Origin of the sequence: Cellulosimicrobium funkei, from assembly GCF_004519295.1 — a bacterium.
In the GTDB taxonomy this organism is placed as follows: domain Bacteria; phylum Actinomycetota; class Actinomycetes; order Actinomycetales; family Cellulomonadaceae; genus Cellulosimicrobium; species Cellulosimicrobium funkei.
Genome location: NZ_SOZH01000007.1, coordinates 96,603 through 121,162, shown reverse-complemented (window position 1 = coordinate 121,162; position 24,560 = coordinate 96,603). Strand labels below are relative to the sequence as shown.

General features: G+C 72.9%; 25 protein-coding genes. All 25 read left to right on the top strand.

Annotation, left to right across the window (positions count from 1 at the left end; all coding sequences use genetic code 11):
• Window positions 1–157: 157 nt before the first annotated feature.
• The 25 genes from rho to E1O70_RS12645 all read left to right on the top strand — a co-directional run bounded on the left by rho (window position 158) and on the right by E1O70_RS12645 (window position 24,558).
• A complete protein-coding gene (rho, locus tag E1O70_RS12765) occupies window positions 158–2,278 on the top strand; it encodes a transcription termination factor Rho (RefSeq protein ID WP_061268772.1) in 2,121 nt (706 codons plus the stop codon).
• A 164-nt stretch (window positions 2,279–2,442) separates the two neighbouring features.
• Window positions 2,443–2,661 (top strand): 50S ribosomal protein L31, encoded by a 219-nt coding sequence (gene rpmE / locus E1O70_RS12760; RefSeq protein ID WP_021483241.1) that lies wholly within the window; start codon window positions 2,443–2,445, stop codon window positions 2,659–2,661.
• 202 nt (window positions 2,662–2,863) lie between these two features.
• Window positions 2,864–3,967, top strand: coding sequence for a peptide chain release factor 1 (gene prfA, locus E1O70_RS12755; protein ID WP_061268773.1), 1,104 nt, complete (start codon window positions 2,864–2,866; stop codon window positions 3,965–3,967).
• Between the two features lies 1 nt (window position 3,968).
• Window positions 3,969–4,988, top strand: a complete 1,020-nt coding sequence (prmC, locus tag E1O70_RS12750; protein ID WP_082774707.1) for a peptide chain release factor N(5)-glutamine methyltransferase — start codon at window positions 3,969–3,971, stop codon at window positions 4,986–4,988.
• Window positions 4,985–5,755 (top strand): L-threonylcarbamoyladenylate synthase, encoded by a 771-nt coding sequence (locus tag E1O70_RS12745; RefSeq protein ID WP_061268774.1) that lies wholly within the window; start codon window positions 4,985–4,987, stop codon window positions 5,753–5,755. The genes prmC and E1O70_RS12745 overlap by 4 nt, the downstream gene beginning before the upstream one ends.
• Entirely contained in the window at window positions 5,752–7,008 is a 1,257-nt protein-coding gene (locus tag E1O70_RS12740) for a glycosyltransferase family 4 protein (protein WP_082774708.1), read from the top strand. The genes E1O70_RS12745 and E1O70_RS12740 overlap by 4 nt, the downstream gene beginning before the upstream one ends.
• The gene (locus tag E1O70_RS12735) at window positions 7,005–7,544 is read left to right on the top strand and encodes a Cg1360 family ATP-synthase-associated protein (protein WP_240696691.1); all 540 of its coding nucleotides are present in this window, start codon (window positions 7,005–7,007) and stop codon (window positions 7,542–7,544) included. Before E1O70_RS12740 ends, E1O70_RS12735 begins: the two co-directional genes overlap by 4 nt.
• A 238-nt stretch (window positions 7,545–7,782) precedes the next feature.
• Complete coding sequence (atpB, locus tag E1O70_RS12730) at window positions 7,783–8,577, top strand: F0F1 ATP synthase subunit A (protein WP_021482770.1); 795 nt, start codon at window positions 7,783–7,785, stop codon at window positions 8,575–8,577.
• Between the two features lie 104 nt (window positions 8,578–8,681).
• Window positions 8,682–8,912 carry an ATP synthase F0 subunit C gene (locus tag E1O70_RS12725; protein ID WP_021482769.1) on the top strand — a complete coding sequence of 77 codons (231 nt, stop codon included), beginning with the start codon at window positions 8,682–8,684 and terminating at the stop codon, window positions 8,910–8,912.
• Window positions 8,912–9,520 carry a F0F1 ATP synthase subunit B gene (locus E1O70_RS12720; protein ID WP_061268775.1) on the top strand — a complete coding sequence of 203 codons (609 nt, stop codon included), beginning with the start codon at window positions 8,912–8,914 and terminating at the stop codon, window positions 9,518–9,520. The genes E1O70_RS12725 and E1O70_RS12720 overlap by 1 nt, the downstream gene beginning before the upstream one ends.
• Window positions 9,520–10,335 carry a F0F1 ATP synthase subunit delta gene (locus E1O70_RS12715; protein WP_043655661.1) on the top strand — a complete coding sequence of 272 codons (816 nt, stop codon included), beginning with the start codon at window positions 9,520–9,522 and terminating at the stop codon, window positions 10,333–10,335. The genes E1O70_RS12720 and E1O70_RS12715 overlap by 1 nt, the downstream gene beginning before the upstream one ends.
• A gap of 109 nt (window positions 10,336–10,444) precedes the next feature.
• Window positions 10,445–12,076 carry a F0F1 ATP synthase subunit alpha gene (gene atpA / locus E1O70_RS12710; protein WP_034653508.1) on the top strand — a complete coding sequence of 544 codons (1,632 nt, stop codon included), beginning with the start codon at window positions 10,445–10,447 and terminating at the stop codon, window positions 12,074–12,076.
• A gap of 2 nt (window positions 12,077–12,078) precedes the next feature.
• Window positions 12,079–12,975 (top strand): F0F1 ATP synthase subunit gamma, encoded by an 897-nt coding sequence (locus E1O70_RS12705; RefSeq protein WP_021480884.1) that lies wholly within the window; start codon window positions 12,079–12,081, stop codon window positions 12,973–12,975.
• A gap of 91 nt (window positions 12,976–13,066) precedes the next feature.
• Window positions 13,067–14,548: a F0F1 ATP synthase subunit beta gene (gene atpD / locus E1O70_RS12700; RefSeq protein WP_021480886.1), complete on the top strand. Its 1,482-nt coding sequence runs from the start codon at window positions 13,067–13,069 to the stop codon at window positions 14,546–14,548.
• A gap of 132 nt (window positions 14,549–14,680) precedes the next feature.
• Entirely contained in the window at window positions 14,681–14,947 is a 267-nt protein-coding gene (locus tag E1O70_RS12695; RefSeq protein WP_021480887.1) for a F0F1 ATP synthase subunit epsilon, read from the top strand.
• 13 nt (window positions 14,948–14,960) lie between these two features.
• Complete coding sequence (locus E1O70_RS12690; protein WP_034653511.1) at window positions 14,961–15,377, top strand: DUF2550 domain-containing protein; 417 nt, start codon at window positions 14,961–14,963, stop codon at window positions 15,375–15,377.
• Window positions 15,378–15,439: 62 nt separating this feature from the next.
• Window positions 15,440–16,135: an endonuclease NucS gene (gene nucS / locus E1O70_RS12685; RefSeq protein WP_021480889.1), complete on the top strand. Its 696-nt coding sequence runs from the start codon at window positions 15,440–15,442 to the stop codon at window positions 16,133–16,135.
• 218 nt (window positions 16,136–16,353) lie between these two features.
• Window positions 16,354–17,043, top strand: coding sequence for a TetR/AcrR family transcriptional regulator (locus E1O70_RS12680; protein ID WP_061268776.1), 690 nt, complete (start codon window positions 16,354–16,356; stop codon window positions 17,041–17,043).
• A complete protein-coding gene (locus tag E1O70_RS12675) occupies window positions 17,040–18,026 on the top strand; it encodes a YndJ family transporter (protein ID WP_218004299.1) in 987 nt (328 codons plus the stop codon). The genes E1O70_RS12680 and E1O70_RS12675 overlap by 4 nt, the downstream gene beginning before the upstream one ends.
• Window positions 18,023–18,544, top strand: coding sequence for a DUF1990 family protein (locus E1O70_RS12670; protein WP_061268778.1), 522 nt, complete (start codon window positions 18,023–18,025; stop codon window positions 18,542–18,544). Before E1O70_RS12675 ends, E1O70_RS12670 begins: the two co-directional genes overlap by 4 nt.
• Window positions 18,545–18,592: 48 nt before the next feature.
• On the top strand, window positions 18,593–19,873 hold the full coding sequence (locus E1O70_RS12665; RefSeq protein WP_061268779.1) for an N-acetylglucosamine-6-phosphate deacetylase: 1,281 nt from the start codon (window positions 18,593–18,595) through the stop codon (window positions 19,871–19,873).
• Between the two features lie 254 nt (window positions 19,874–20,127).
• Window positions 20,128–21,171, top strand: a complete 1,044-nt coding sequence (locus E1O70_RS12660; protein ID WP_198285596.1) for a LacI family DNA-binding transcriptional regulator — start codon at window positions 20,128–20,130, stop codon at window positions 21,169–21,171.
• A gap of 71 nt (window positions 21,172–21,242) precedes the next feature.
• Entirely contained in the window at window positions 21,243–22,544 is a 1,302-nt protein-coding gene (locus E1O70_RS12655) for an ABC transporter substrate-binding protein (protein WP_061268780.1), read from the top strand.
• Window positions 22,545–22,645: 101 nt separating this feature from the next.
• Entirely contained in the window at window positions 22,646–23,635 is a 990-nt protein-coding gene (locus E1O70_RS12650; protein ID WP_081599874.1) for a carbohydrate ABC transporter permease, read from the top strand.
• Window positions 23,635–24,558: a carbohydrate ABC transporter permease gene (locus E1O70_RS12645; protein WP_082774709.1), complete on the top strand. Its 924-nt coding sequence runs from the start codon at window positions 23,635–23,637 to the stop codon at window positions 24,556–24,558. The genes E1O70_RS12650 and E1O70_RS12645 overlap by 1 nt, the downstream gene beginning before the upstream one ends.
• The last annotated feature ends 2 nt before the right edge of the window (window positions 24,559–24,560 follow it).

Below are 24,560 nucleotides of genomic sequence, written 5' to 3'. Positions count from 1 at the left end.
GAGCCCGTCCGAGAGAAGGCAATCCAGCCCGCGTCAGATGACGTCGTCGTACCACTGACGCGTGGTGACACCTGCGCGCCGGCCGTCACGGCCGGGCGTCGACCACCCGCGGTCCGCCCTCTGAGAGACGGACGCAAACGAGGGGGAAGGGTCCTTCGTGACAGACACCATCGACACCGCCACGAGCAGCGCGACCGCTGCCGGCGGTACCGCCCGGAACGGCGCGCTCTCCACCCTGCGCCTCCCGGAGCTGCAGGCGCTCGCCTCGCAGCTCGGGGTCAAGGGCACGTCCAAGATGCGCAAGGGCGATCTCGTGGACGTCATCCGCGCCCGCACGGGCGAGCAGGGCGCCTCCGAGCGCCCCGCCGCGTCGCGGCGCGACACGGACGCGGCGCCCGCCGCGTCGCGTGAGACGACCGAGGCGCCCGTCGCCTCGGGGCGCGGCCGCAGCCGTCGCGCCGAGCGGCCCGCGGCGAGCCCCGCGGCCGGCACCGACTCCCCGGCGACGCGTCAGGACGCGCCGTCGGCCGCGAGCCGCGAGGAGCGCACCGCCGCTCCCGTGCTCGACCTCCCGGTGCGCGCCGACGAGCAGCGCACGGAGCAGCGCGGCGAGCGCCGCGACGGCCGCCGCGACGCGCGCTCGGAGGCCGCGGCCGCGGTCGCCGAGGCCCTCGGCGAGGGCGTGCGCACGCGCGACACCTCGAACGAGTCGCCCGACGAGCGTGCTGCGCGCGCCGCGGCCGCCGTCGGCCTGGTCACGGGCGAGCGCGGCTCGCGTCGTGCGGGCCGCGGTGCCGGTGCCCCGCGCACGGGCGAGGGCGACGGCGACGCACCGCGCGCCGACCGCCAGCGTGACGGGCAGGGCGGCGAGCGCCAGCGCGAGCAGCAGCCGGAGAAGCAGTCCGGCCAGCAGTCCGGCCAGCAGGGCCGGGGCGAGCGTCAGGGCGACCGCCGTGACGACCGCCAGCTCCTGGACGACGAGCGCGGCGGGCGCCGCCGTCGGGGCCGCGACCGTGGTCGCGACCGCGACCGCAAGCGTGGCCGCAACCGCCAGGGACCGGACCTCTCGGGCCTCGACGACATCGAGGTCAACGAGGACGACGTCCTGCTCCCCGTCGCGGGCATCCTCGACATCCTCGACAACTACGCGTTCGTCCGCACCAGCGGCTACCTGCCGGGCAACAACGACGTCTACGTGTCGCTCGGCCAGGTGAAGAAGGCCGGGCTGCGCCGCGGCGACGCCGTGACGGGCGCCGTGCGCCAGCCGCGCGAGGGCGAGAACCAGGGCAACACCGCGCGCCAGAAGTTCAACGCGCTCGTCCGCCTGGACACGGTCAACGGCATGTCGCCCGAGGAGGCGCGCGAGCGTCCGGAGTTCAACCGGCTCACGCCGCTGTACCCGCAGGAGCGCCTGCGCCTCGAGAACTCCGAGGCCACGCGTCTCACGCCGCGCGTCATCGACATCGTCGCGCCGATCGGCAAGGGCCAGCGCGGTCTCATCGTCGCGCCGCCCAAGGCCGGCAAGACGATCATCATGCAGCAGATCGCCAACGCGATCGCCGCGAACAACCCCGAGGTCCACCTCATGGTGGTGCTCGTGGACGAGCGGCCCGAAGAGGTGACCGACATGGAGCGGACGGTCCGCGGCGAGGTCATCGCCTCGACGTTCGACCGCCCCGCGTCGGACCACACGATCGTCGCCGAGCTCGCGATCGAGCGCGCGAAGCGCCTGGTCGAGCTCGGTCAGGACGTCGTGGTGCTCCTCGACTCGCTCACCCGCCTGTCGCGCGCGTACAACCTCGCGGCACCGGCCTCGGGTCGCATCCTGTCCGGTGGTGTGGACGCGTCCGCGCTCTACCCGCCGAAGCGGTTCTTCGGCGCGGCGCGCAACATCGAGAACGGCGGCTCCCTGACGATCCTCGCCTCGGCGCTCGTGGAGACGGGCTCGAAGATGGACGAGGTCATCTTCGAGGAGTTCAAGGGCACGGGGAACATGGAGCTCCGCCTGTCCCGCAACCTCGCGGACAAGCGCATCTTCCCGGCCGTGGACGTCAACGCGTCCGGCACGCGCCGCGAGGAGATCCTCATGTCGCAGGACGAGCTGAAGATCATCTACAAGCTCCGCCGCGTCATGGGCGCCCTCGACCAGCAGCAGGCGATCGAGCTGCTGCTCGGCCAGCTCAAGAAGACGCAGACGAACGTCGAGTTCCTGCTGCACGTCCAGAAGACGACGCCCGGCGGGCTGGCCGACGACGACAACGTCGGCCGCACGATCTGACGCGTCGCCCGGTCGCCGACGGCGGGTGGCCCCGGGAAGTTCTCGGGGCCCCCGCGCGTTCTGGCACAATGGTTCGTCGGCCTGCGCTCGTCAGGCCGCCTGTCGCCGGTTCACAGGTGCGGTAGCCGCACCTGACCCGGAGACGTCACCCCAAGGAGAAAACCGTGAAGTCTGGTATCCACCCCGAGTACGTCGTCACCGAGGTGACGTGCACCTGCGGGAACACGTTCGTGACGCGCAGCACCGAGGCGTCGGGCAAGATCAGCTCCGACGTCTGCAGCGCCTGCCACCCGTTCTACACGGGCAAGCAGAAGATTCTCGACACCGGCGGCCGCGTGGCCCGCTTCCAGGCGCGCTACGGCAAGAAGGACGCCGACAAGTAGCAGCACCGCAGCGCCGGTGGTCCGAGCCCGACAACCTCTCCAGGGGCAGTCGGTGCGCTCGGACCACCGGCGCTGTCGCGTTGTCGGGGGTCGGCCGGAGCGCCGGACCCGGTGACGCGCCCGCGTGCGACCGCACGCCCGGCGCCCGCGCGCCGCGCCGCGACCGCCGTCCCGCACCGCCGTACCGCCCGAGGAGCCGTCCGTGACCGAGTCGTTCGCCGCCGTCGTGCCGTTGCTGGCCGAGCACGCCGAGATCGAGGCGCAGCTCGCCGACCCGGCCGTCCACGCCGACGCGGGCCGCGCCCGCACGCTCGGGCGGCGCTACGCCGAGCTCAACCAGGTCGTGGGCGCGTACCGCGCGTGGCGCGAGGCGAGCGACGACGCCGAGGCCGCGGCCGAGCTCGCCGCGCTGGGCGGCGACGACGGCGACGCGTTCGCCGCCGAGCTCCCGGGCCTGCGCGCCACCGAGGAGGAGGCGCGCGAGCGCCTGCGCCGCGTGCTCGTCCCGCGCGACCCCGACGACGGCCGCGACGTCATCCTCGAGATCAAGGCGGGCGAGGGCGGCGAGGAGTCGGCGCTGTTCGCGGGCGACCTGCTGCGCATGTACCTGCGGTACGCCGAGCGCCGCGGCTGGAAGACGGAGGTCCTCGAGTCGACCGAGTCCGACCTCGGCGGCTACAAGGACGTCCAGGTCGCGGTGAAGGCGCGCAGCACGCCGTCCGACCCGGCCGAGGGCGTCTGGGCCAACCTCAAGTACGAGGGCGGCGTGCACCGCGTCCAGCGCGTGCCCGTGACGGAGTCGCAGGGCCGCATCCACACGTCGGCCGCCGGGGTGCTCGTGTTCCCCGAGGTCGAGGACGCGGGCGAGGTCGAGATCGACCCGAACGACCTGCGGATCGACGTCTACCGCTCGTCGGGCCCGGGCGGGCAGTCGGTCAACACGACCGACTCGGCGGTGCGGATCACGCACCTGCCGACGGGGATCGTCGTGTCGATGCAGAACGAGAAGTCGCAGCTCCAGAACCGGGAGCAGGCGATGCGCGTGCTGCGCGCGCGCCTGCTCGCCGCGCAGCAGGAGGCGGCCGCCGCGGAGGCGGCGGACCTGCGCCGCTCCCAGGTGCGGACGGTCGACCGCTCCGAGCGCATCCGCACGTACAACTTCCCGGAGAACCGCATCGCGGACCACCGCACCGGGTACAAGGCGTACAACCTCGACCAGGTGCTCGACGGCGACCTCGACCCCGTCGTGCGCTCGGCCGTGGAGGCGGACGAGGCGGCCCGGCTCGCCGCCGCGGGCGAGGCCTGAGATGGGCGACGCGCGCACCGAGCGCTCCGTGCCCGCCGGCCCCGCCGCGCTCACCGCGGACGACCTGCGGCGCGCGGTGCGGGCCGCCGAGGGAATCCTCGTGGAGGCCGGCGTCCCGTCCGCGCGCCACGACGCGGAGGCCCTCGCGGCCTGGAGCCTCGGCCTGCCGCGCCTCGAGTGGTACCGGCTCCCCGCGGGCGACGCCCCGCTCGCCCCCGCGCTCCCGGCGGGCGCGACCGACCGCTTCCTCGCCGACTACGCGGGCGCGGTGGAGCGCCGACGGGGCCGCGAGCCGCTCCAGCGCATCGTCGGGCACACGGTGTTCCGCCACGTCACGGTCGAGGTGCTCGACGACGTCTTCGTACCCCGCCCGGAGACGGAGACGGTCGCGCAGGTCGCGATCGACGAGGCGGCACGGCTCCTCGGGGACCCGGCGCGCGCGGACCGGCCGCCGCTCGTCGTGGACCTGTGCTGCGGGTCGGGCGTCATCGGGATCAGCGTCGACGTCGAGGTCCCGGGCTCGCGCGTCGTCGCGGTCGACCTCTCGCCCGACGCCGTCCGCGCGACGACGGCGAACGCCGCGCGCGTGGGGTCGGGCACCCAGCGCACGCTCGTCGGCGACGTGGGCGACCCGGCCCTGCTCGCCGAGCTCGACGGGACGGTCGACGTCGTCGTGTCGAACCCGCCGTACATCCCGCCGGACGCGGTGCCGGTCGACCCCGAGGTCCGCGACCACGACCCCGACCTCGCGCTCTACGGGCGCGGCGCCGACGGGCTGGAGGTGCCGCGCGCCGTCGTGCGCGCCGCCGTGCGCCTGCTGCGGCCCGGCGGCCTGTTCGTCATGGAGCACGCGGAGGTGCAGGCCGCCGACGTGCGCGCGGCCGCCCGCGCCGCGGACGCGTTCGTCGAGGTGCGCACCCTGACGGACCTCACGGGCCGCGACCGCATGGTCGTGGCACGACGAGCCGGTGCGGCCGGTGACCCGGGGTCGCCGCACGGGCGTGGAAGGATGGACCCGTGAGCTCCGTCCACCCCGTGACCGACCCGAACACCTGGGGCGCCGGCATCGACGAGGCGGTCAACGCGATCGCTCGCGGTGGCCTCGTCGTGCTGCCCACCGACACCGTCTACGGCATCGGCGCCGACGCGTTCGACGCCGAGGCGGTGTCGGCGCTGCTCGCCGCGAAGGGCCGCGGCCGGCACATGCCGCCCCCGGTCCTCGTCCCCGACGCGCGCACGCTCGACGGCCTCGCCACCGACGTGCCCGACGACGCCCGCCGTCTCGTCGAGGCGTTCTGGCCCGGCGGGTTCACGATCATCCTGCAGGCCCAGCCGTCGCTCGCGTGGGACCTCGGCGAGACGCACGGCACGGTCGCGCTGCGCATGCCCGACCACCCGGCCGCGCTCGCGCTCCTGCGCCGCACCGGGCCCCTCGCCGTGTCGTCCGCGAACGCGACGGGCCGCCCCGCGGCGCTGCACGTCGACGACGCGCGCGAGCAGCTCGGCAGCGCCGTCGGCGTCTACCTCGACGGCGGGACGGCGCCCGGGGGAGTGGCGTCCACGATCGTCGACGCGACGTCCGGCGCGCTGCGCGTCGTGCGGCAGGGGACCGTGACGCTCGAGCAGCTGCGCGAGGTCGCGCCCGTCCTCGGCCCCGACGACGAGCCCGCGCCGGAAGCCGCCCCGGAGGCGCCGGAGACGGCGCCCGCCGAGGCGGCGAGCTCCACAGCGCCCGCCGCGACCCGAGGCTCCGGCGACGCCGGGGAGCCGGAGGCGAACGGCGGGTGAGGGTCTACCTGCTCGTGATGCTCGTCGCCGCCGCGGTGACGTTCCTCGCGACACCCTTCGCGCGCTGGGTCGCGCTGCGCACGGGCGCCATCACGGCGGTGCGCGACCGCGACGTCCACACCATCCCCACCCCCCGGCTCGGCGGTCTCGCGATGCTGCTCGGGCTGGTCGTGGCGGTCGTGTTCGCGTCGCAGATGCCCTTCCTCGAGAGCGTGTTCGTCGGCGAGGTCGCGGGACGGATGGTCGCCGACGCCCGGATCTGGGGGATCGTCGGCGCCGCGGCGATCGTCTGCCTGCTCGGCATCGCCGACGACATCTGGGACCTCGACTGGATGACCAAGCTCGCGGGCCAGGTGCTCGCGGCGGGCCTCATGGCGAGCCAGGGCGTCGTGCTGTTCACGCTGCCCATCCCCATCGGGGAGCAGCAGCTCATCTGGTCCTCGCGCCTCCAGCTCGTCGCCACGATCCTCGTGGTCGTGGTGGCCATGAACGCCGTGAACTTCGTGGACGGCCTCGACGGCCTCGCGGCCGGCCTCGTCGCGATCGGCGGCGCCGCGTTCTTCCTGTACTCGTACGTGCTCACCCAGAAGGCGAGCGCCGACGACTACTCGAGCCTCGCGACCCTCGTCATCGCCGCCCTCGTCGGCATCTGCGTCGGGTTCCTGCCGCACAACTTCCATCCAGCCAGGATCTTCATGGGGGACTCGGGCTCGATGGTCCTCGGCCTCGTGTTCTCCGCCGCGGCCATCGTCGTGACGGGCCGGGTCGACACGACCACCCTCTCCGGGGCGCAGCAGATCCCGGCGTTCATCCCGCTCCTCCTGCCGCTCGCGGTGATCCTCCTGCCGCTGCTCGACATGGCCATGGCGGTCGTGCGCCGCGTCGCGCGCGGCAAGTCCCCGTTCCACCCGGACCGCATGCACCTGCACCACCGGATGCTCGCGATCGGGCACTCGCACCGGCGCGCCGTGCTCATCCTCTACGTGTGGACGGCCGTGTTCGCGTTCGCCGCCGTCGCGCTGGTCCAGTGGCACTGGCACGGCGTCGCCGCAGGGCTCACGGCGGCCGTCGTCGCCGCGGCGCTCCTCACGCTCGGACCGCTGCGCACGCGCGGGCGCTTCCTCGACGACGACGCCGCCGCGGCGGTCGACGTCCCGCCGGTGCTCGCGCCCCCGACCTCCTCCGCGCCCGGGTCCAGCGACCCGGCCGCGTCGTCCGCCGTCCCCACTCCGCCGAAGGAAGCCCTGAGATGACGACGAGCCAGCCCGAGCCCGCCCGCCCGGACCACGGACCGGACGCCAGGCCGGAGGGCGCGACGGAAGACAGGTCGGGCAGCGCGGCGACCGAGGGCGCCGTCGAGCAGACGATCGGCGCGCACGGCCGCGCCGTGCGTGCGGTGTTCCGCACCGCCCTGCGCGACGTGCTGGTGCTGCTCGGCGCGCTGACCGTGCTCGGCGTCGCCGTCGGTGCGCTCGTCGCGGGGCTGCCGGGCGTCTGGGGCGCGCTCCTGGGCGTGGGCGTCGCCCTGATCTTCTCCGCGACCACGGTCTGGACGATGCTGCGCACCGTCGACTCCAGCCCGACGACCACGGCCGCGGTCGTCATGGCGAGCTGGCTCGGCAAGATGGTGGTGCTCATCGCCGTCCTCGTCGTGCTGCGTGGCATGGACTTCTACGACCGGTGGGTGTTCGCCGGGGTGCTGCTCGTCGGCGTGATCGGCTCCGCCGCGCTCGACTACCGGGCCGTGAGCAGGGGACGGATCCCGTACGTCGACCCCGCGTCGCGCTGACGTACCACCGGCGCGCCGCCGACGTACCACGGGGCCGCCGCGCGGGGGGAGGGACCCTCGTCCCGCAGCATGAGCAAAATGTCACAAGCGGCCGGGAACGGCGAGAGCACGCGGATCCATACGTTAGGCTACTGGCGAATCCATGACGGCCAGGTCCGACGGCGTGCCCACCCACGGGTGACGGCTGCCCGGACCACACGACCATTGGGAGTCCACCCTGTCCACGCTTGCGACCCCCGTGCTCCTCGCTGCATCCGAGAGCGAAGGTGGCTTCCACGCGCCGTCCATCGCCGACTTCTTCCCGCCGGCGATCCTCTTCGAGGGCACCATCTTCCAGATCGACCGGATCTGGATCGTCCGGATCGTGGCCACGATCGTCCTTCTCGCGATCTTCGTCGTCGCCGCGCGTCGGGCGCGCCTGGTCCCCGGGCGCTTCCAGAACGCGATCGAGATGATGCTGGACTTCGTCCGGGTCCAGATCGTCGAGGAGATCATGGGCAAGGAGCACGCCAAGCGCTTCGTGCCGATGATCACGACGATCTTCTTCGCGGTCCTCGCCTTCAACCTCACGGGCATCATCCCCGGCCTCAACATGGCCGGTACCGCCCGCATGGGCCTGCCCTTCCTGCTCGCGCTGTGGGTGCTCGTCACCTACTGGGCCGTGGGCATCAAGGCGCACGGCCTCGGCGGCTACCTCAAGAACAGCCTCTTCCCCCCGGGGATCCCGGCGCCGATCTACCTGATCGTCACCCCGATCGAGCTGCTCCAGATCCTCATCATCCGGCCGGCCTCGCTCGCGATCCGTCTCGTCGCGAACATGGTCGCCGGCCACATCATGCTGGTCCTGTGCTTCGCCGCGACGCAGTACTTCGTCTTCGAGGCGGTCCCCGCGATGAAGGCCTTCGGCGTCCTGACGCTCGCCGGCGGGCTGATCTTCACGCTCTTCGAGCTCCTCGTCGCGGCCCTGCAGGCCTACATCTTCGCGCTCCTCGCGTCGGTGTACCTGAACATCGCGCTCGAAGAGGAGCACTGACCCGAGGCCGCACCGCGCGCCCCGACCGAACCTCTCCCACCACGCACCACTCAATGTGACGCCCGGCCGACCGGTCGGGCGCCCAACGGAAGGAACGAGCACACGTGGACGTCACCACCCTCGCCGAGGTCTCCGGCAGCATCAACACGATCGGTTACGGCATCGCCGCGATCGGCCCGGGCATCGGCCTCGGCATCCTCATCGGCAAGACCGTCGAGGGCATGGCCCGCCAGCCTGAGGTCGCCGGCCAGCTCCGCGCCACCATGTTCCTCGGTGTCGCGTTCGTCGAGCTGCTCGCGCTGCTCGGGCTCGTCGCCGGCTTCCTCTTCCAGTGATGACGGCGCTGGCTGACGCCGCGCTGACCCTCGCGGCGGAGTCCGGCGAGGAGCCGGCAGGCATCGACCTGTTCCTCCCCGCCGGCTACGACATCCTGTGGTCGGCCGTCGTCCTCGTCATCATCGCGGTCGTCTTCTACAAGGCGGTCCTGCCGAAGTTCCAGGCGGTACTGGACGAGCGCACCGCGAAGATCGAGGGCGGTCTGGCCAAGGCGGAGTCCGCCCAGGCCGAGGCCGCGGCGGCGCTGGCGGAGTACCACCAGCAGCTCCAGGAGGCACGCACCGAGGCGGCGAAAATCCGTGAGGAGGCGCGCGCCGAGGGCTCGGCGATCGTCTCCGACCTGCGGGCCAAGGCGTCCGACGACGCCGCGCGCATCGTCGAGACGGCGCACCGCCAGATCGAGGCCGAGCGCCAGCAGGCCGCGGTCTCGCTGCGCAACGACGTCGGTCTGCTCGCGACGGAGCTCGCCTCCAAGATTGTGGGCGAGTCGCTCGCCGACTCGGCACGCCAGAGCCGTGTCGTCGACCGCTTCCTCGACGAGCTCGAGGCCGCGGGTCCCGCGGCGGCGAGCGCGGCGGGCACCGGTCCCGGCACCGAGGAGCGCTGATGCGCGGAACGAGCGGCGAGTCCCTGACGCAGGCGCGGGACCGGTTCGAGCCGGTCCTGCGCTCGGCGGGCGAGAGCGCGCTCGCGCTCGGCGAGCAGCTCTTCGCGGTCACGGCGGCGCTCGACGAGTCGGCGCCGCTGCGGCGCTCGCTCGCGGACCCGTCCCGCTCCGGTGCGGACAAGGCGGCGCTGGTCACGGCCGTCCTCGCGTCGGGCTTCGACGAGCGCGTCGTCGACCTCATGGCCGGCCTCGTCCGGTCGCGGTGGTCGCGCGAGAGCGACCTCGCGGACGCGACCGAGCGCCTCGGCCTGGAGGCGGTCCTCGCGTCCGCCCAGTCCCGTGGTGCGCTCGAGCAGGTCGAGGACGAGCTCTTCCGGACGTCGCGCGCGCTCGTCGGGCAGCGCGAGGCACGGCAGATCCTCTCCGACGACACGATCGACCCCGAGCGTCGCGCCGCCTTCGTGCACGCGCTGCTCGGCGGGAAGGCCGACCGTGCGACCGAGGTGCTCGCGGTCCACGCGACGCGCGCGCTGCGCGGGCGCCGGTTCGTCCCGACGCTGGGCTGGATCGGTGAGGTCGCGGCCGAGCGTCGGCAGCGGCTCGTCGCCTCCGTGACGTCGGCGACGGTGCTCACGCAGGCACAGCTCGACCGCCTCTCGGCGCTGCTCGAGCGGGCCTACGGGCGCGCCGTGCAGCTCAACGTCACGGTCGACCCCGCCGTCCTCGGCGGGATGCGCGTCCAGGTCGGTGCCGACGTCGTGGACTCCACGGTGCTGGCCCGGCTGGCCGACGCGCGCCGACGTCTCGTGAGCTGACCGGCCCACCCTTCCGACCGACGACCGTCCTGCCGGCCACCGGCCGCACAACCGACAAACGTTCGACCGCACCCGAACCACGAGGTGCGGCCACGACAGGAGAAGAGCAATGGCTGAGCTGACGATCCGGCCGGAGGAGATCCGGGCCGCTCTGGACAGCTTCGTGAAGTCCTACGAGCCCGAGGGCGCCGTGTCCGAGGAGGTGGGCCGGGTCACCCTGGCCGCCGACGGCATCGCCCAGGTCGAGGGTCTCCCGGGCGCGATGGCCAACGAGCTGCTGCGCTTCGAGGACGGGACCCTCGGTCTCGCCCTCAACCTCGACGTCCGCGAGATCGGTGTCGTCGTGCTCGGCGAGTTCACCGGCATCGAGGAGGGGCAGGAGGTCCGTCGCACGGGCGAGGTCCTCTCCGTCCCGGTCGGTGACGGCTACCTCGGTCGCGTCGTCGACCCGCTGGGCAACCCGATCGACGGCCTCGGCGAGGTCGCGACGGAGGGCCGCCGCGCCCTCGAGCTCCAGGCGCCCGGCGTCATGGCGCGCAAGTCGGTCCACGAGCCCCTCCAGACGGGCCTCAAGGCGATCGACTCGATGATCCCGATCGGCCGCGGTCAGCGTCAGCTGATCATCGGCGACCGCCAGACGGGCAAGACGGCGATCGCGATCGACACGATCATCAACCAGAAGGCGAACTGGGAGTCGGGCGACCCGACCAAGCAGGTCCGCTGCATCTACGTCGCCATCGGCCAGAAGGGCTCGACGATCGCGTCGGTCCGCGGTGCCCTCGAGGAGGCCGGCGCGCTCGAGTACACGACGATCGTCGCGGCCCCGGCGTCCGACCCGGCGGGCTTCAAGTACCTCGCCCCCTACACCGGCTCGGCCATCGGCCAGCACTGGATGTACGGCGGCAAGCACGTCCTCATCGTGTTCGACGACCTGTCGAAGCAGGCCGAGGCGTACCGCGCCGTGTCGCTGCTGCTGCGCCGCCCGCCGGGCCGCGAGGCCTACCCCGGTGACGTCTTCTACCTGCACTCCCGCCTCCTCGAGCGTTGCGCGAAGCTCTCGGACGAGCTGGGCGCGGGCTCGATGACGGGTCTGCCGGTCATCGAGACGAAGGCGAACGACGTCTCGGCGTACATCCCGACGAACGTCATCTCCATCACGGACGGGCAGATCTTCCTCCAGTCCGACCTCTTCAACGCGGACCAGCGTCCGGCCGTCGACGTCGGTATCTCGGTGTCCCGCGTCGGTGGTGACGCCCAGGTCAAGGCGATGAAGAAGGTCTCGGGCACGCTGAAGCTCGAGCTCGCGCAGTACCGCTCGCTCGAGGCGTTCGCGATGTTCGCGTCCGACCTCGACGCGGCGTCGCGCGGCCAGCTCCAGCGGGGTGCGGTCCTCATGGAGCTGCTCAAGCAGGGCCAGTACTCGCCGTTCCCGGTCGAGGAGCAGGTCGCGTCGATCTGGGCCGGCACCAAGGGCAAGCTCGACGACGTCCCCGTCGAGGACGTGCGCCGCTTCGAGTCCGAGATGCTCGACCACCTGCGCCGCAACACGGACGTCTTCTCGACGATCGTCGAGACGGGCAAGCTCGAGGACGCGACCGAGGCGCAGCTCTCGGAGGCGGTCGACGCCTTCCGTGCCGGCTTCCTCAAGGGTGACGGCACGCCGCTCGTCGGCGGCGACACCGAGGACGAGACCGAGACGGAGATCGAGCAGGAGCAGATCGTCCGGCAGAAGAGGGCCTGAGCATGGCCGGATCCCAGCGCGTCTACAAGCAGCGGATCAAGTCGACGCAGTCGCTCAAGAAGATGTTCCGCGCGCAGGAGCTCATCGCCGCGTCGCGCATCGGCAAGGCCCGCGACCGCACCGCGGCCGCGGCGCCGTACGCCCGGGCGATCACCCGGGCGGTGTCGGCCGTCGCGACGCACACGACGACGCAGCACCCGCTGACGAGCGAGCGCACGGACACCAACCGTGTCGCGGTGCTCGTCGTCGCGTCCGACCGCGGCATGGCCGGCGCCTACTCGGCGTCGATCATCCGCGAGACGGAGCGCCTCGTGGAGCGGCTCGCCGCCGAGGGCAAGGAGGTCGCGCTCTACGCGGCCGGCCGTCGGGCGATCCAGTACTACACGTTCCGCGGGCGCGAGCTCGCGGGCACGTGGTCGTACGGGTCGGACGCCCCGAACGCGGAGGTCGCGGGCGAGATCGCCGAGACCCTGCTCGGTGCGTTCCTCGCGCCGGCCGCCGAGGGCGGCGTGAGCGAGCTGCACATCGTCTACACGCAGTTCGTCAACATGGTCACGCAGCGCCCCCGCGTCGTGCGGATGCTCCCGCTCGAGGTCGTCGAGGGCGTCGCCCCCGCCGGCAAGCACGACGTGCTCCCGCTGTACGACTTCGAGCCCTCGCCGGAGGCGGTGCTCGACGCGCTGCTCCCGCGCTACGTCCGCAGCCGGATCTTCAGCTGCCTCCTCGAGGCGGCGGCGTCCGAGCTCGCGGCGCGGCAACGGGCGATGCACACCGCGACGGACAACGCGGAGGACCTCATCCGCAACTACACGCGGCTCGCGAACCAGGCGCGCCAGGCGGACATCACCCAGGAGATCAGCGAGATCGTCTCGGGTGCCGACGCCCTGGCGGCGTCATGACGGGCCGCGCGGCCCGCGCGGCCAGCACCATCACCGACATCCTGACCGAACCCGCCGGGGACCACTCCGGCACTGCGAAGCGAGGCCAGCAATGACCGCCACCACCGTGGAAGCACAGGTCGAGCACTCCAGCGGTCCCGGCGTGGGCCGAGTCGCTCGTGTGATCGGCCCCGTCGTGGACATCGAGTTCCCGGCGGACGCCATCCCCGACATCTACAACGCGCTGACCGTCGACATCGACCTGTCGTCGCAGGGCGAGGGCGAGAAGTCGTTCACGCTCACGCTCGAGGTCGCCCAGCACCTGGGCGACTCGCTCATCCGTGCGATCGCCCTCAAGCCGACGGACGGCCTCGTCCGCGGCGCGCAGGTCACCGACACGGGCGCCCCGATCAGCGTCCCCGTCGGCGACGTCACCAAGGGCAAGGTCTTCAACGTCACGGGCGACGTCCTCAACGCCGAGCCCGGCGAGACGATCGAGATCACCGAGCGCTGGCCGATCCACCGCAAGCCCCCGGCGTTCGACCAGCTCGAGTCGAAGACCACGATGTTCGAGACGGGCATCAAGGTCATCGACCTCCTCACCCCGTACGTGCAGGGCGGGAAGATCGGCCTCTTCGGTGGTGCGGGCGTCGGCAAGACGGTCCTCATCCAGGAGATGATCCAGCGCGTCGCGCAGGACCACGGCGGTGTCTCGGTGTTCGCCGGCGTCGGTGAGCGCACGCGTGAGGGCAACGACCTCATCCACGAGATGGAGGACGCGGGCGTCTTCGACAAGACCGCCCTCGTCTTCGGCCAGATGGACGAGCCCCCGGGCACGCGTCTTCGCGTCGCGCTCTCCGCGCTGACCATGGCGGAGTACTTCCGCGACGTGAAGAAGCAGGACGTCCTCCTGTTCATCGACAACATCTTCCGCTTCACGCAGGCGGGTTCCGAGGTGTCGACGCTGCTCGGGCGCATGCCGTCCGCGGTCGGCTACCAGCCGAACCTCGCCGACGAGATGGGTCTGCTCCAGGAGCGCATCACCTCGACGCGTGGTCACTCGATCACGTCGCTCCAGGCGATCTACGTCCCGGCGGACGACTACACCGACCCGGCGCCGGCGACGACGTTCGCGCACCTCGACGCGACGACCGAGCTCTCCCGCGAGATCGCCTCGCGCGGTCTGTACCCCGCGGTGGACCCGCTCGCCTCGACGAGCCGCATCCTCGACCCGCGCTACGTGGGCCAGGAGCACTACGACGTCGCGACGCGCGTGAAGTCGATCCTGCAGCGCAACAAGGAGCTCCAGGACATCATCGCGATCCTCGGTGTGGACGAGCTCTCGGAGGAGGACAAGACGGTCGTCGCGCGTGCGCGCCGCATCCAGCAGTTCCTCTCCCAGAACACCTACATGGCCGAGAAGTTCACGGGCGTCGTGGGTTCGACGGTCCCGCTGAGCGAGACCATCGAGGCGTTCAAGAAGATCGCCGACGGCGAGTTCGACCACATCTCCGAGCAGGCCTTCTACAACATCGGTGGCCTCGAGGACCTCGAGCGCAACTGGGCCCGCATCCAGAAGGAGTACGGCGCCTGACCCGACGCTCGCACGGGGCCGGGCCGGACGGCCCGGCCCCGTGGGCGTCGCTCCCGACCCGGTCCGCCGCACGCGGACCGGACGTCGTCCCGGACAGCACACCGGGCATGAACCGCCCATGAAGGAGTTCCCGTGGCACAGCTGAACGTCGACCTCGTGGCGGCGGACCGCAAGATCTGGTCGGGCCGCGCGCAGCGGGTCACGGCCCCCGCGGCGGACGGCGAGATCGGCATCCTCGCGGACCACTCGCCGCTGCTCTCCGTGCTGCAGGAGGGCTCGGTACGCATCGCGGGCGAGGGGGAGTCCCTCGAGGTCCGCGTCTCCGGCGGGTTCCTCTCCGTCGACTCGAACCAGGTCACGATCGTGGCGGACTCCGTCGAGTCCGTACCGGCCCGCTGACCTCCGCCCGACCATGACGCCCCTGGCCTGGATCGCGCTCGGACTGCTCGTCCTCGTCCTTGTCGCGATCGGGCTGGGGGTGTGGCGTCTGCGCGCCCTGTCGCACCGCGTCGGCTCGTTCGAGTGCGGCGCGCGGCGCGCGGGCGCCCCCGGGGCCCCGTGGGTCGCGGGCATCGCGCACTACGGCGTCGGCCGCATCGACTGGTGGCGGCTGTGGTCCGTGTCCCTGCGGCCCGCCCGTACCTGGTCCCGCTACGACCTCGTCATCGCGGGCCGTGAGCCGCTCGCCGGCGAGGCGTCCGACACCTACCTCGTCCGCTGCCGCTACCGCGGCCAGGACTTCGAGCTCACGATGTCGCGGGCCGCCTACGAGGGCCTCGCCTCCTGGCTGGAGGCCGCGCCTCCGGGGCGGCGCGACGTCGTCGTCTGAGGCGTCGCCGGGGGCAGACGCCGTGACCGGACCGCCCACCACCGACCCGGAGGACCCGCCTCATGCGCCTCGTCGTCGCCCGCTGCTCCGCCCGCTACACGGGCCGCCTGTCCGCCCACCTGCCGCTCGCGACGCGCGTGCTCATCGTCAAGGCCGACGGGAGCGTGCTGCTGCACTCGGACGGCGGCTCTTACAAGCCGCTGAACTGGATGAGCCCGCCGTGCTCGCTCGCGGTGCGCGCGCCCTCCGACGAGGCGCGCGAGCGCGGCGTCACGGAGGTCTGGGCCGTCCAGCACGCGAAGAGCGACGACCGGCTGGAGATCGAGCTGCACGAGGTGCAGCACGACAGCTCGCACGAGCTCGGCGTCGACCCGGGGCTCGTCAAGGACGGCGTCGAGGCGCACCTCCAGGAGATGCTGGCCGCGCAGATCGAGCTGCTCGGCTCGGGCCACACCCTCGTGCGCCGCGAGTACCCGACGGCGATCGGTCCCGTCGACATCCTCGCCAAGGACCCGCTCGGCGCGACGGTCGCGGTCGAGATCAAGCGCCGGGGCGACATCGACGGCGTCGAGCAGCTCACGCGCTACCTCGAGCTGCTCAACCGCGACCCGCTGCTCGCGCCCGTGCGCGGCGTGTTCGCCGCGCAGGAGATCAAGCCGCAGGCGCGCGTGCTCGCGACGGACCGCGGCATCGGCTGCCTCGTGCTCGACTACGACGCGATGCGCGGCGTCGACGACGTCGACTCGCGTCTCTTCTGACGCCCGACCCTCCGCCGAGCAGGCGGTCGTGGTCCGTCCTGACCTCCGGACGAGCCACCACCGCCTGCTCGTCCTGCCAGGACCGCCTGCTCGGCGGCTGACAGCAGCAGCTGGCCTCGGCGCGCGCCGTCACCGCACCGCGCGCCGGGTCGCCGCACCGCACGGGACAGGACCGTGCCGTGATAGTTTTTGAACATGTTCAAAAAAGGCCTGGGCGCATGACCGCGACGCCGAAGTCCGAGCGGACCCGCGCGCACCTGCGCGACGTCGCGATCCGGATGCTGCGCGACGTCGGCTACGAGCGCACGACGATGCGCGCCGTCGCGGCGGAGGCGGGCGTGAGCACGGGGAACGCGTACTACCACTTCCCGTCCAAGGACGCGCTCGTCCAGGAGCTCTACCTCGACGTGCAGCGCGAGCACGCCGCGCTCGCCGCCCCGGTCCTCGCGGCGGGCGGGTCGCTCGCCGACCGGCTGCGCGGCGTGTGGGGCGCGGCGATCGACGCGTTCGCCCCCTTCCACGCGTTCGGCGCGGAGTTCGTCTCGGTCGCGATCCGTCCGGGCTCCGACGCGAGCCCGTTCTCGGCCGCGTCGACCGACGCGCGCGACCTCTCGCGCGGTCTCTTCGAGGAGGTCGTGGCGGGGACGTCGTCGCGCGTCCCGGCGCACCTCCGCGCGCGCCTGCCGGAGCTGCTCTGGCTGGCGCAGCTCGGCATCACGCTCTTCTGGGTCTACGACTCCTCGCCGGGGTTCGCGCGCACGCGCCGCCTCGTCGACGGGGGTGCGGCGCTCGTCGGCAACCTCGTCCGGCTGGCACGCCTCCCGGTCGCCCGCGGCGTGGTCGACGACGCCCTGCACCTCGTCCAGGACGTCTCGGCGCCGGCCCCGAGCCGCGAGGCGTCGTCGTGAGCCCGGCAGGGGAGGTGGTCGTCGAGCTGCTCGTGGCGCTCGGCGCGGTGGTCGTGCTCCCGCTCGGCCTCCGGCTCCTCGGGCCGCAGGTCGTCCCGGCGCCGCGCAGCGCCGCGTGGCCGCTCGCCGGCGCCGCCGCCGTCGTGAGCCTCCTGCTGCCGCACAGCCGGCTGGCCGTCGTGCTGACGCTGCCCTTCGTCCTCGCGTCCGCCGTCCTGCTCGGGGCGGGCGTCCGCCTCGCCGTGCGCACGCTGCGCGACGTCACGATTCGCGCCCGCCCGGGGCGCGCGCACGCCGTGGTGCCCGGTGCCGACCTGGGCGACGTGCCGCCGCGCGTCGACCTCGCGAGCCGGCTCGCGACCGTGACCGCCCTCGTGCTGCCTGCGGTCGGGGCGAGCGCGCTCGTCGCCGAGCGCGCGGGGTGGGGTCTGCTCGGGTTCTCGGGCACGTACCTCGCCCTCACGGTGCCGCACATGCTCTACGCGGGCTTCGGAGCGGCGCTCGTCGCCGGCGCGGTCGCGCGGCTCGCCCCGGGCGACCGGCTCGCGACGGTGGGCGCGTGGGGCGTCCCGGCCGGGACGGCGCTCGTCCTCGTCGGGTACTTCGTGGGCGACGTCGCCGAGCTCGTCGGGGCGGTCGTCCTGACGCTCGCGCTGTGGGCGACGGCGGCCGCCGTCGTGCGGTCGCTCGCGCGCCCCGGCGGACGGCCGGCCGCGGCCCGGGCGCTGCTCGGCACGGCGGCCGTCCTCGTGAGCGCGTCGATGGTGCTCGCGCTGTGGTGGGCGGGGGGCGAGGCCTTCGGGTTCGCCCACCCGAGCCTCGACGTCATGGCCGCGACGCACGGGGTCGGGAACGCGCTCGGCTTCGTGCTGTGCGCGCTGCTCGGCGTCCGGCTGCTCGCGCGCGACGGCACGACCCCGTCCCCGGCAGGGGACCCGGACCCGACGAGCCCCCGCCCGGGGGCCGAGAGGAGCACGGCATGACGTTCACCTACCCCGAGGTCGGGGCGACGCGCACGGACCGCTGGCCCAGCGGGTACCGGCACCTGCACGTGCGGCGCCGCCTCACCGACCGCGCCCGGCCGCCCGAGGACCTCGCCCGGCTGGGCGAGCAGCTCCTCAGGTGGCAGGTGCACGCCGCGGCGCGCGTGCGGCTCGAGACGGACGCCCCGGTCGCCGCCTCGGGCGTGCGGGTCACGACCCTGCTGGGCGTCGGGCGCCTGCGGCTGCACGAGCCGTGCGAGGTCGTGTGGGTCGAGCGCACCGAGCGACGCGTGGGCTTCGCCTACGGGACGCTCCCGGGCCACGCTTTCGTGGGGGAGGAGCGGTTCGCCGTCGAGCGCGACGACGCCGGGGACCTGTGGTGGCGCATCGACGTCTTCAGTCGCCCCGTGCTGTGGTGGGTGCGGCCGTTCTCGTTCGCCGTGCCGACGTTCCAGCGGCTGTTCGCGCTGCACCTCGGACGGGGCGCGCGACGGCTCCTCGAGGCGTCCGACGGCTGACCCGAGAGGTTTGCACGCCGGGTGTACGAAGTGCGCCAGAATGGCCCCATGACCGACGCCGTCCGCAGCCCCCGTCCCGACCAGAAGCCTGGCACCACGCGCGTCCTCGCGGGCCGCGTCGTCACCCCGGACGGGGTGCTCGACGACGGCGTCGTGGCCGTCCGCGACGGACGGGTCGCGTGGGTCGGCCCGCGCGCGGAGGCGGCGGCCGCAGGGTTCCCCGACGCGCCCGCCGGGGACGGGGCGACCCTGCTCCCGGGCCTGGTGGACGTGCACGACCACGGCGGCGGCGGGTCGAGCTTCCCCGACGCGACGAGCGCGGCCGAGGCGCTCGGCGGGGCGCGCGAGCACCTGCGGCACGGCACCACGAGCCTCGTCGCGTCGCTCGTGACCGCGCCGCGTGACGTCCTGCTCGCCCGCGCGGCGACGCTCGCCGACCTCGCGGAGGCGGGCGAGATCGTCGGCATCCACCTCGAGGGCCCGTTCCTCTCGGAGGTGCGGTGCGGCGCCCAGAACCCGCACGACATGCTCGACGGCGACCCGGGGCTCGTCCGGGAGATCGCCGCCGCGGCGCGCGGGCACCTGCGCACCATGACGGTCGCGCCCGAGGTGCCGGGCATCGTCGGGCCCGGGGGAGTGATCGAGACGCTCGTCGAGGTCGGCGCCGTGCCGTCGATCGGGCACACGGACGCGACCACCGAGCAGACCGAGGCGGCGATCGCCGCGGGCGTCGCGGCCTTCGCCGCGGCGGGACGGCCGGGCGCGCGGCTGACCGCGACGCACCTGTTCAACGGGATGCGCCCGCTGCACCACCGCGAGCCGGGGCCCGTGGCCGCGTGCCTCGCGGCGGCCGCGCGCGGCGAGATGGTCGTCGAGCTCGTCGCCGACGGCACCCACCTCGTGCACGGCACCATCCGCAGCGTCGTCGAGCTCGTCGGCCCGCACGTGGGGGCGGACGGCGCGGTCGCCGGGCCCGACGCCGTCGCGCTCGTCACGGACGCGATGGCCGCGGCGGGCATGGCCGACGGCGCGTACGAGCTCGGCCCGATGCGCGTCACCGTCGCGGACGGCGTCGCGCGACTCACCGAGGGCGGCTCCATCGCCGGCGGCACGTACCACCTGCTCGACGTCGTGCGCGAGACGGTCGAGGCGGGCGTGCCGCTCGTCGACGCGGTCCGCGCGGCGTCGTGGACGCCGGCCGGGGTGCTCGGCCTCGACGACCGCGGCGGGCTGGTCGCAGGGCTGCGTGCCGACGTCGTCGTGACGGACGGCGACCTGCGCGTGCGCGAGGTGCTGCGCGGCGGGGAGAGCGTCGACCTCTCCGCCTGACCTCGGCCCCGCCGGGGACCGGTCGAGCCGCCGGGCGGTGCTGCCGCCCGGCGGCTCGATCGCGTCCGGACGTCCTCGCAGGTCGGCGCGCCCGCGGAAACGAGAGAGCGTGCTCTCGCATGACGGACTTGACTCCACCCATTTGTTCAACCAATACTCGTAACATCGAAGCGCTTCGACGACACGTTTCGACGAAGCGCTTCGACGGCCGAGGTGCGGGACCGGACCACAGGGGAGTGGTGAGGATGGCGACGATGCAGGACGTGGCGCGACGCGCGCAGGTCTCGCTGAGCACGGTCTCGTACGCGCTGTCCGGCACGCGCCCGGTCTCCGACGCCACGCGCCGGCGCATCGAGGACGCCATGGCCGAGCTCGGCTACCAGCCCAACGCGATGGCCCGCGGCCTCGCGTCCCGCCGCAGCCACGTGCTGGCCCTCATCTACCCCGCGATGGAGAAGGGTCTCGGCGGCACGGTCGCGGAGTTCGTCTCGTCGGCGGCGGAGACCGCGCGCGAGAACGGTTACCACCTGGTCCTGTGGCCCTTCCGCACGACCCAGGCGCCCGAGGTCCGCGACCTCGTGCGCCAGGGGATGGCGGACGGCGTCCTGCTCATGGAGGTCGCGCTCGACGACGCGCGGGTCGACGTGCTGCACGAGGCCGGGGTCCCGTACACGATGATCGGCCGGACGCGCGACGTGTCCGACCGGCCGTCGGTCGACATCGACTTCGAGCGCACGACGGACGACGCGGTCCAGCACCTCGTCGACCTCGGGCACCGGCACGTGGCGCTCGTCAACCACTCGCAGGCGACGGCGGACGACGGCTACGCGCCGACGTTCCGTGCCGAGGAGGGCTTCGAGGCGGCGATGCGCCGTCGCGGGCTCGAGCCGGTCGCGCTGCGCGTCGACGAGTCGCCGAGCGCCGGCCGCGACGCCGTCGCGACGCTGCTCGCGCGCGAGCCCCGCCTCACGGCGTTCGTGACCATGAACGAGATCGCGACGTTCGGCGTCGTGGCCGAGCTCCAGCAGCGCGGCGTCGCGATCCCCGGCGACATGTCGATCCTGTCGATCGTCACGTCGCCCGGCGTCGGGGAGATGAGCAACCCGCCGCTCACCACCATGCACGCCCCCGGGGCCGAGCTCGGCCGCCTGGGCGTGCAGAAGCTGCTGTCCCTCGTGGACGGCTCCCGTCCGAGCACACCGAACGTGCTCATCCCGTGCGTCCTCGAGCCCGGCAGCAGCGTCGCCCCCGCGGCCGGCCGGGCACCGGACGACGACCCCGAGCCCGCGGCTCGCTGAAACACCGACCGGCCGGGCGACGCCCGGCCGCCCTCCGGCCCTCGCCGGAACTCGATGAGGAGGACACGCACATGCTGCGATCCCGAAAGATCTCGCTCGTCGCTGCCGTGGCAGCGCTCCCACTCGCCCTCGGGGCGTGCGGGAGCTCCGGCGGCAGCGGCGGGTCCGACGACCAGACCCTGACGATCTGGCACTACGAGAACGAGGACTCGGCCATGGGCCAGGCCTGGGCCAAGGCGATCGAGATCTTCGAGGAGGAGAACCCGGACGTCGACGTCGTCGTCGAGAAGCAGACGTTCGAGCAGATCCAGAAGAACGCCAAGATCGTCCTCACCGGCGACGACGTGCCGGACGTCATGGAGTACAACAAGGGCAACGCGACCGCCGGCCAGCTCGCCGCGCAGGGCCTGCTGACCCCGCTCACCGACGCGGCGACCGAGCGCGGCTGGGACGAGAAGCTCAGCGGCTCGCTCCAGACGACCGCGACCTACGACGACCAGGGCCTCATGGGCTCGGGCGAGTGGTACGGCGTCCCGAACTACGGCGAGTTCGTGCAGGTCTACTACAACAAGGACATGTTCGCCCAGTACGGGCTCGAGGTGCCGACGACGCTCGAGGAGTTCGAGACCGTCATGCAGGCGTTCAAGGCCCAGGGCGTCACGCCGCTCGCCGAGGCCGGCGCCGAGTACCCGATGGGCCAGCTCTGGTACGAGCTCGTGCTCGCGAACTCCGATCGCGACTTCATCGACCAGTACCAGCTCTTCGACGGCGACCCCGACTTCCACGGTCCCGAGATGACGCAGGCGACCGAGAAGCTCGACTCCTGGATCAAGGACGGCTACGTCGCGTCCGACTCCGCGGCGCTCACCGCCGAGGACATGGGCGTCTCGTTCATCAACGGCACCTACCCGATGATGGTCTCCGGCTCGTGGTGGTTCGGCCGCATCGTCGAGGAGATGGACGCCGACTGGGGCCAGTTCAACTTCCCCGGCAACACGCTCCAGGTCGGCTCGTCCGGCAACCTGTGGGTCGTCCCCGCGAACGCGGACTCGCCCGACCTCGCCGAGGAGTTCATCGACGTCACGCTGCGCCCCGAGGTGCAGAACATCCTCGCGGAGAAGGGCGGCCTGCCCGTCGCCGGTGACGCGTCCGTCATCACGGACGAGCGCACGCAGCAGCTCACCGAGAACTTCCAGGCGATCCTCGACGACGACGGCCTCGCGTTCTACCCCGACTGGCCCGTGCCCGGCTACTACGACGTGATCGTGAGCGAGCTCCAGTCCCTCATCAACCAGTCGAAGTCGCCGACCGAGGTGCTCGACGGCCTCGAGTCCGCCTACGTGGACGGCAAGGCGGACCTGCTCGACAGCTGAGCGGTACCGCCCGTCCCGGGCGGCCGGCCGGCACCTGCGTCGGCCGGCCGCCCGGGCACCACCCGAGCACCGCCCGAGGACCTCCCGCGAAAGAGACCGTCATGACCACCCGCACCGACACCGTGCCCGAGGCCGGGCCCGGACCCGCGCGCGAGGCGTCGCGCGCGACCGCGGCACGCCGCCGTCGTCGCCGGCCCGCCTGGCTCCCGTACCTGCCCTACCTCCTGCCCGGCGCGGTGGCGTTCGTCGTCGTGATCGGCTACCCGTTCGCGATGAACGTCTACTACAGCCTGTTCAAGTGGCGCGGCGGCATGGCGCCGATGCGCTGGTACGGGCTGGGGAACTACGCCGACCTGATGCACGACTCGGCGTTCTGGACCTCGTTCCAGAACTCCATCGCGATGATCCTCGCGATGGTCGTCGTGCCGACCCTCGTCGGCCTCGTGCTCGCCGCCGTGCTGTTCGACTACCTCGGCCGCCGGTTCGGGCCCCGTGTCGCGGCGTTCCTGCGCGCGACGTACTACCTGCCGCAGATCCTCCCCGTCGCCGTGGCCGGCGTGCTGTGGAACTGGATCCTCAACGCCCAGACCGGCGCGCTCAACGTCATGCTGCGCGGGATCGGGGTCGAGAACCCGCCGAACTGGCTGGGCGACACCTCGACCGCGCTGCCGAGCGTCATGCTCGTGCTCATCTGGGTCCAGATCGGCTACCCGGTGGTCATCTTCATGTCCGCGCTCCAGCGCGTGGACCCCGAGCTCTACGAGGCCGCCGAGCTCGACGGCGCCGGCTGGTGGCGGCGCTTCGGGGCCATTACGATCCCGCAGATCCGTCCCGAGACGTTCGTCGTCACGCTCACCTGCACCGTCGCGGCGCTCAAGGTCTTCGGGCCCATCTACGTGCTCACGCGCGGCGGCCCCGAGAGCTCCACGCTCGTCCCGAGCTACTACTCGTACCTGAACTTCTTCGACAAGTCGAAGGTCGGCTACGGCGCCGCGGTGGCGACCGTGCTCACCCTCGTCATCATCGTCGTCGCCGTCGTGATCCTCGCGCTGCAGAGCCGCGCCGAGCGTCGTGAGCAGGAGGGCCGCTGATGTCCACCGTCACCACCACCCCCGCGGACGCCGTGGCGCCGGGCGCCGGCGCGTCCCGCCCCCGCCGCGCCCTGCGCGCCACGCGGCAGGACGAGCGCTACCGCCGCGGGATCGGCCGCTGGTTCGTGCTCGCCGCGGCGGTGCTCGTCGCGCTCCTCATGCTGTCGCCGTTCGTCATCATGGTGCTCAACGCGTTCAAGTCCCCGGCCGAGTACTCCCAGGACGGGCCGCTGAGCCTCCCGAGCGAGCTCTACCTCGACGGCGTGCAGAACTTCTGGACGCGCACGAACTTCCCGCAGAAGCTCTGGAACTCCGTCTTCATCTCCGCGCTCGTCGCCGTGTTCGGCACGCTCCTGTCGCTCCTCAGCGCGTACGCGATCGGCGTCGGCCGCATCAAGGGCCGGCTGTGGATCGTCACGCTGTTCCTCGTGGCGAACATGCTGCCGCAGGAGGCGCTCATCTACCCGCTGTTCGACATGGCGCAGAAGGTCGGCCTGTCGAACTCGCAGTGGTCGATCATCATCATCTTCACGGTCGTCCAGGCGGCGTTCGGCACGTACCTGCTCTCGTCCGTGCTCGGGACGTTCCCGCCCGCGCTCCTCGAGGCGGCGCAGCTCGACGGCGCCGGCCGCTGGCGCATCCTGTGGCAGGTCGTGTACCCGATCGTCCGGCCGACGCTCGGCGTCCTCATGATCTTCTTCTTCATCTGGACGTGGAACGAGTTCTTCATCCCGCTGGTCATGCTCACGACCAACGACACCCAGACGATCCCCATCGCGCTCGCGTCGCTCCAGGGCGACCGGATGATGGACGCCCCGACGACCAACGCGGGCGCGCTCGTCTCGCTGATCCCCGCGCTGATCTTCTTCCTCATCTTCCAGCGCACCCTCACCCGCGGCGTGACGGCCGGCGCCGTCAAGTGAGG

Excerpts from the sequence above, each read along its gene's own strand:
- E1O70_RS12690 (WP_034653511.1), top strand. The coding sequence starts at position 14,961 with ATGACGCCCCTGGCCTGGATCGCGCTCGGACTGCTCGTCCTCGTCCTT.
- prmC (WP_082774707.1), top strand. The coding sequence starts at position 3,969 with ATGGGCGACGCGCGCACCGAGCGCTCCGTGCCCGCCGGCCCCGCCGCG.
- E1O70_RS12665 (WP_061268779.1), top strand. The coding sequence starts at position 18,593 with ATGACCGACGCCGTCCGCAGCCCCCGTCCCGACCAGAAGCCTGGCACC.
- E1O70_RS12660 (WP_198285596.1), top strand. The coding sequence starts at position 20,128 with ATGCAGGACGTGGCGCGACGCGCGCAGGTCTCGCTGAGCACGGTCTCG.
- E1O70_RS12650 (WP_081599874.1), top strand. The coding sequence starts at position 22,646 with ATGACCACCCGCACCGACACCGTGCCCGAGGCCGGGCCCGGACCCGCG.
- E1O70_RS12715 (WP_043655661.1), top strand. The coding sequence starts at position 9,520 with ATGCGCGGAACGAGCGGCGAGTCCCTGACGCAGGCGCGGGACCGGTTC.
- atpA (WP_034653508.1), top strand. The coding sequence starts at position 10,445 with ATGGCTGAGCTGACGATCCGGCCGGAGGAGATCCGGGCCGCTCTGGAC.
- E1O70_RS12735 (WP_240696691.1), top strand. The coding sequence starts at position 7,005 with ATGACGACGAGCCAGCCCGAGCCCGCCCGCCCGGACCACGGACCGGAC.
- E1O70_RS12655 (WP_061268780.1), top strand. The coding sequence starts at position 21,243 with ATGCTGCGATCCCGAAAGATCTCGCTCGTCGCTGCCGTGGCAGCGCTC.
- nucS (WP_021480889.1), top strand. The coding sequence starts at position 15,440 with ATGCGCCTCGTCGTCGCCCGCTGCTCCGCCCGCTACACGGGCCGCCTG.
- E1O70_RS12670 (WP_061268778.1), top strand. The coding sequence starts at position 18,023 with ATGACGTTCACCTACCCCGAGGTCGGGGCGACGCGCACGGACCGCTGG.
- E1O70_RS12720 (WP_061268775.1), top strand. The coding sequence starts at position 8,912 with ATGACGGCGCTGGCTGACGCCGCGCTGACCCTCGCGGCGGAGTCCGGC.
- E1O70_RS12680 (WP_061268776.1), top strand. The coding sequence starts at position 16,354 with ATGACCGCGACGCCGAAGTCCGAGCGGACCCGCGCGCACCTGCGCGAC.
- E1O70_RS12705 (WP_021480884.1), top strand. The coding sequence starts at position 12,079 with ATGGCCGGATCCCAGCGCGTCTACAAGCAGCGGATCAAGTCGACGCAG.
- atpD (WP_021480886.1), top strand. The coding sequence starts at position 13,067 with ATGACCGCCACCACCGTGGAAGCACAGGTCGAGCACTCCAGCGGTCCC.
- E1O70_RS12645 (WP_082774709.1), top strand. The coding sequence starts at position 23,635 with ATGTCCACCGTCACCACCACCCCCGCGGACGCCGTGGCGCCGGGCGCC.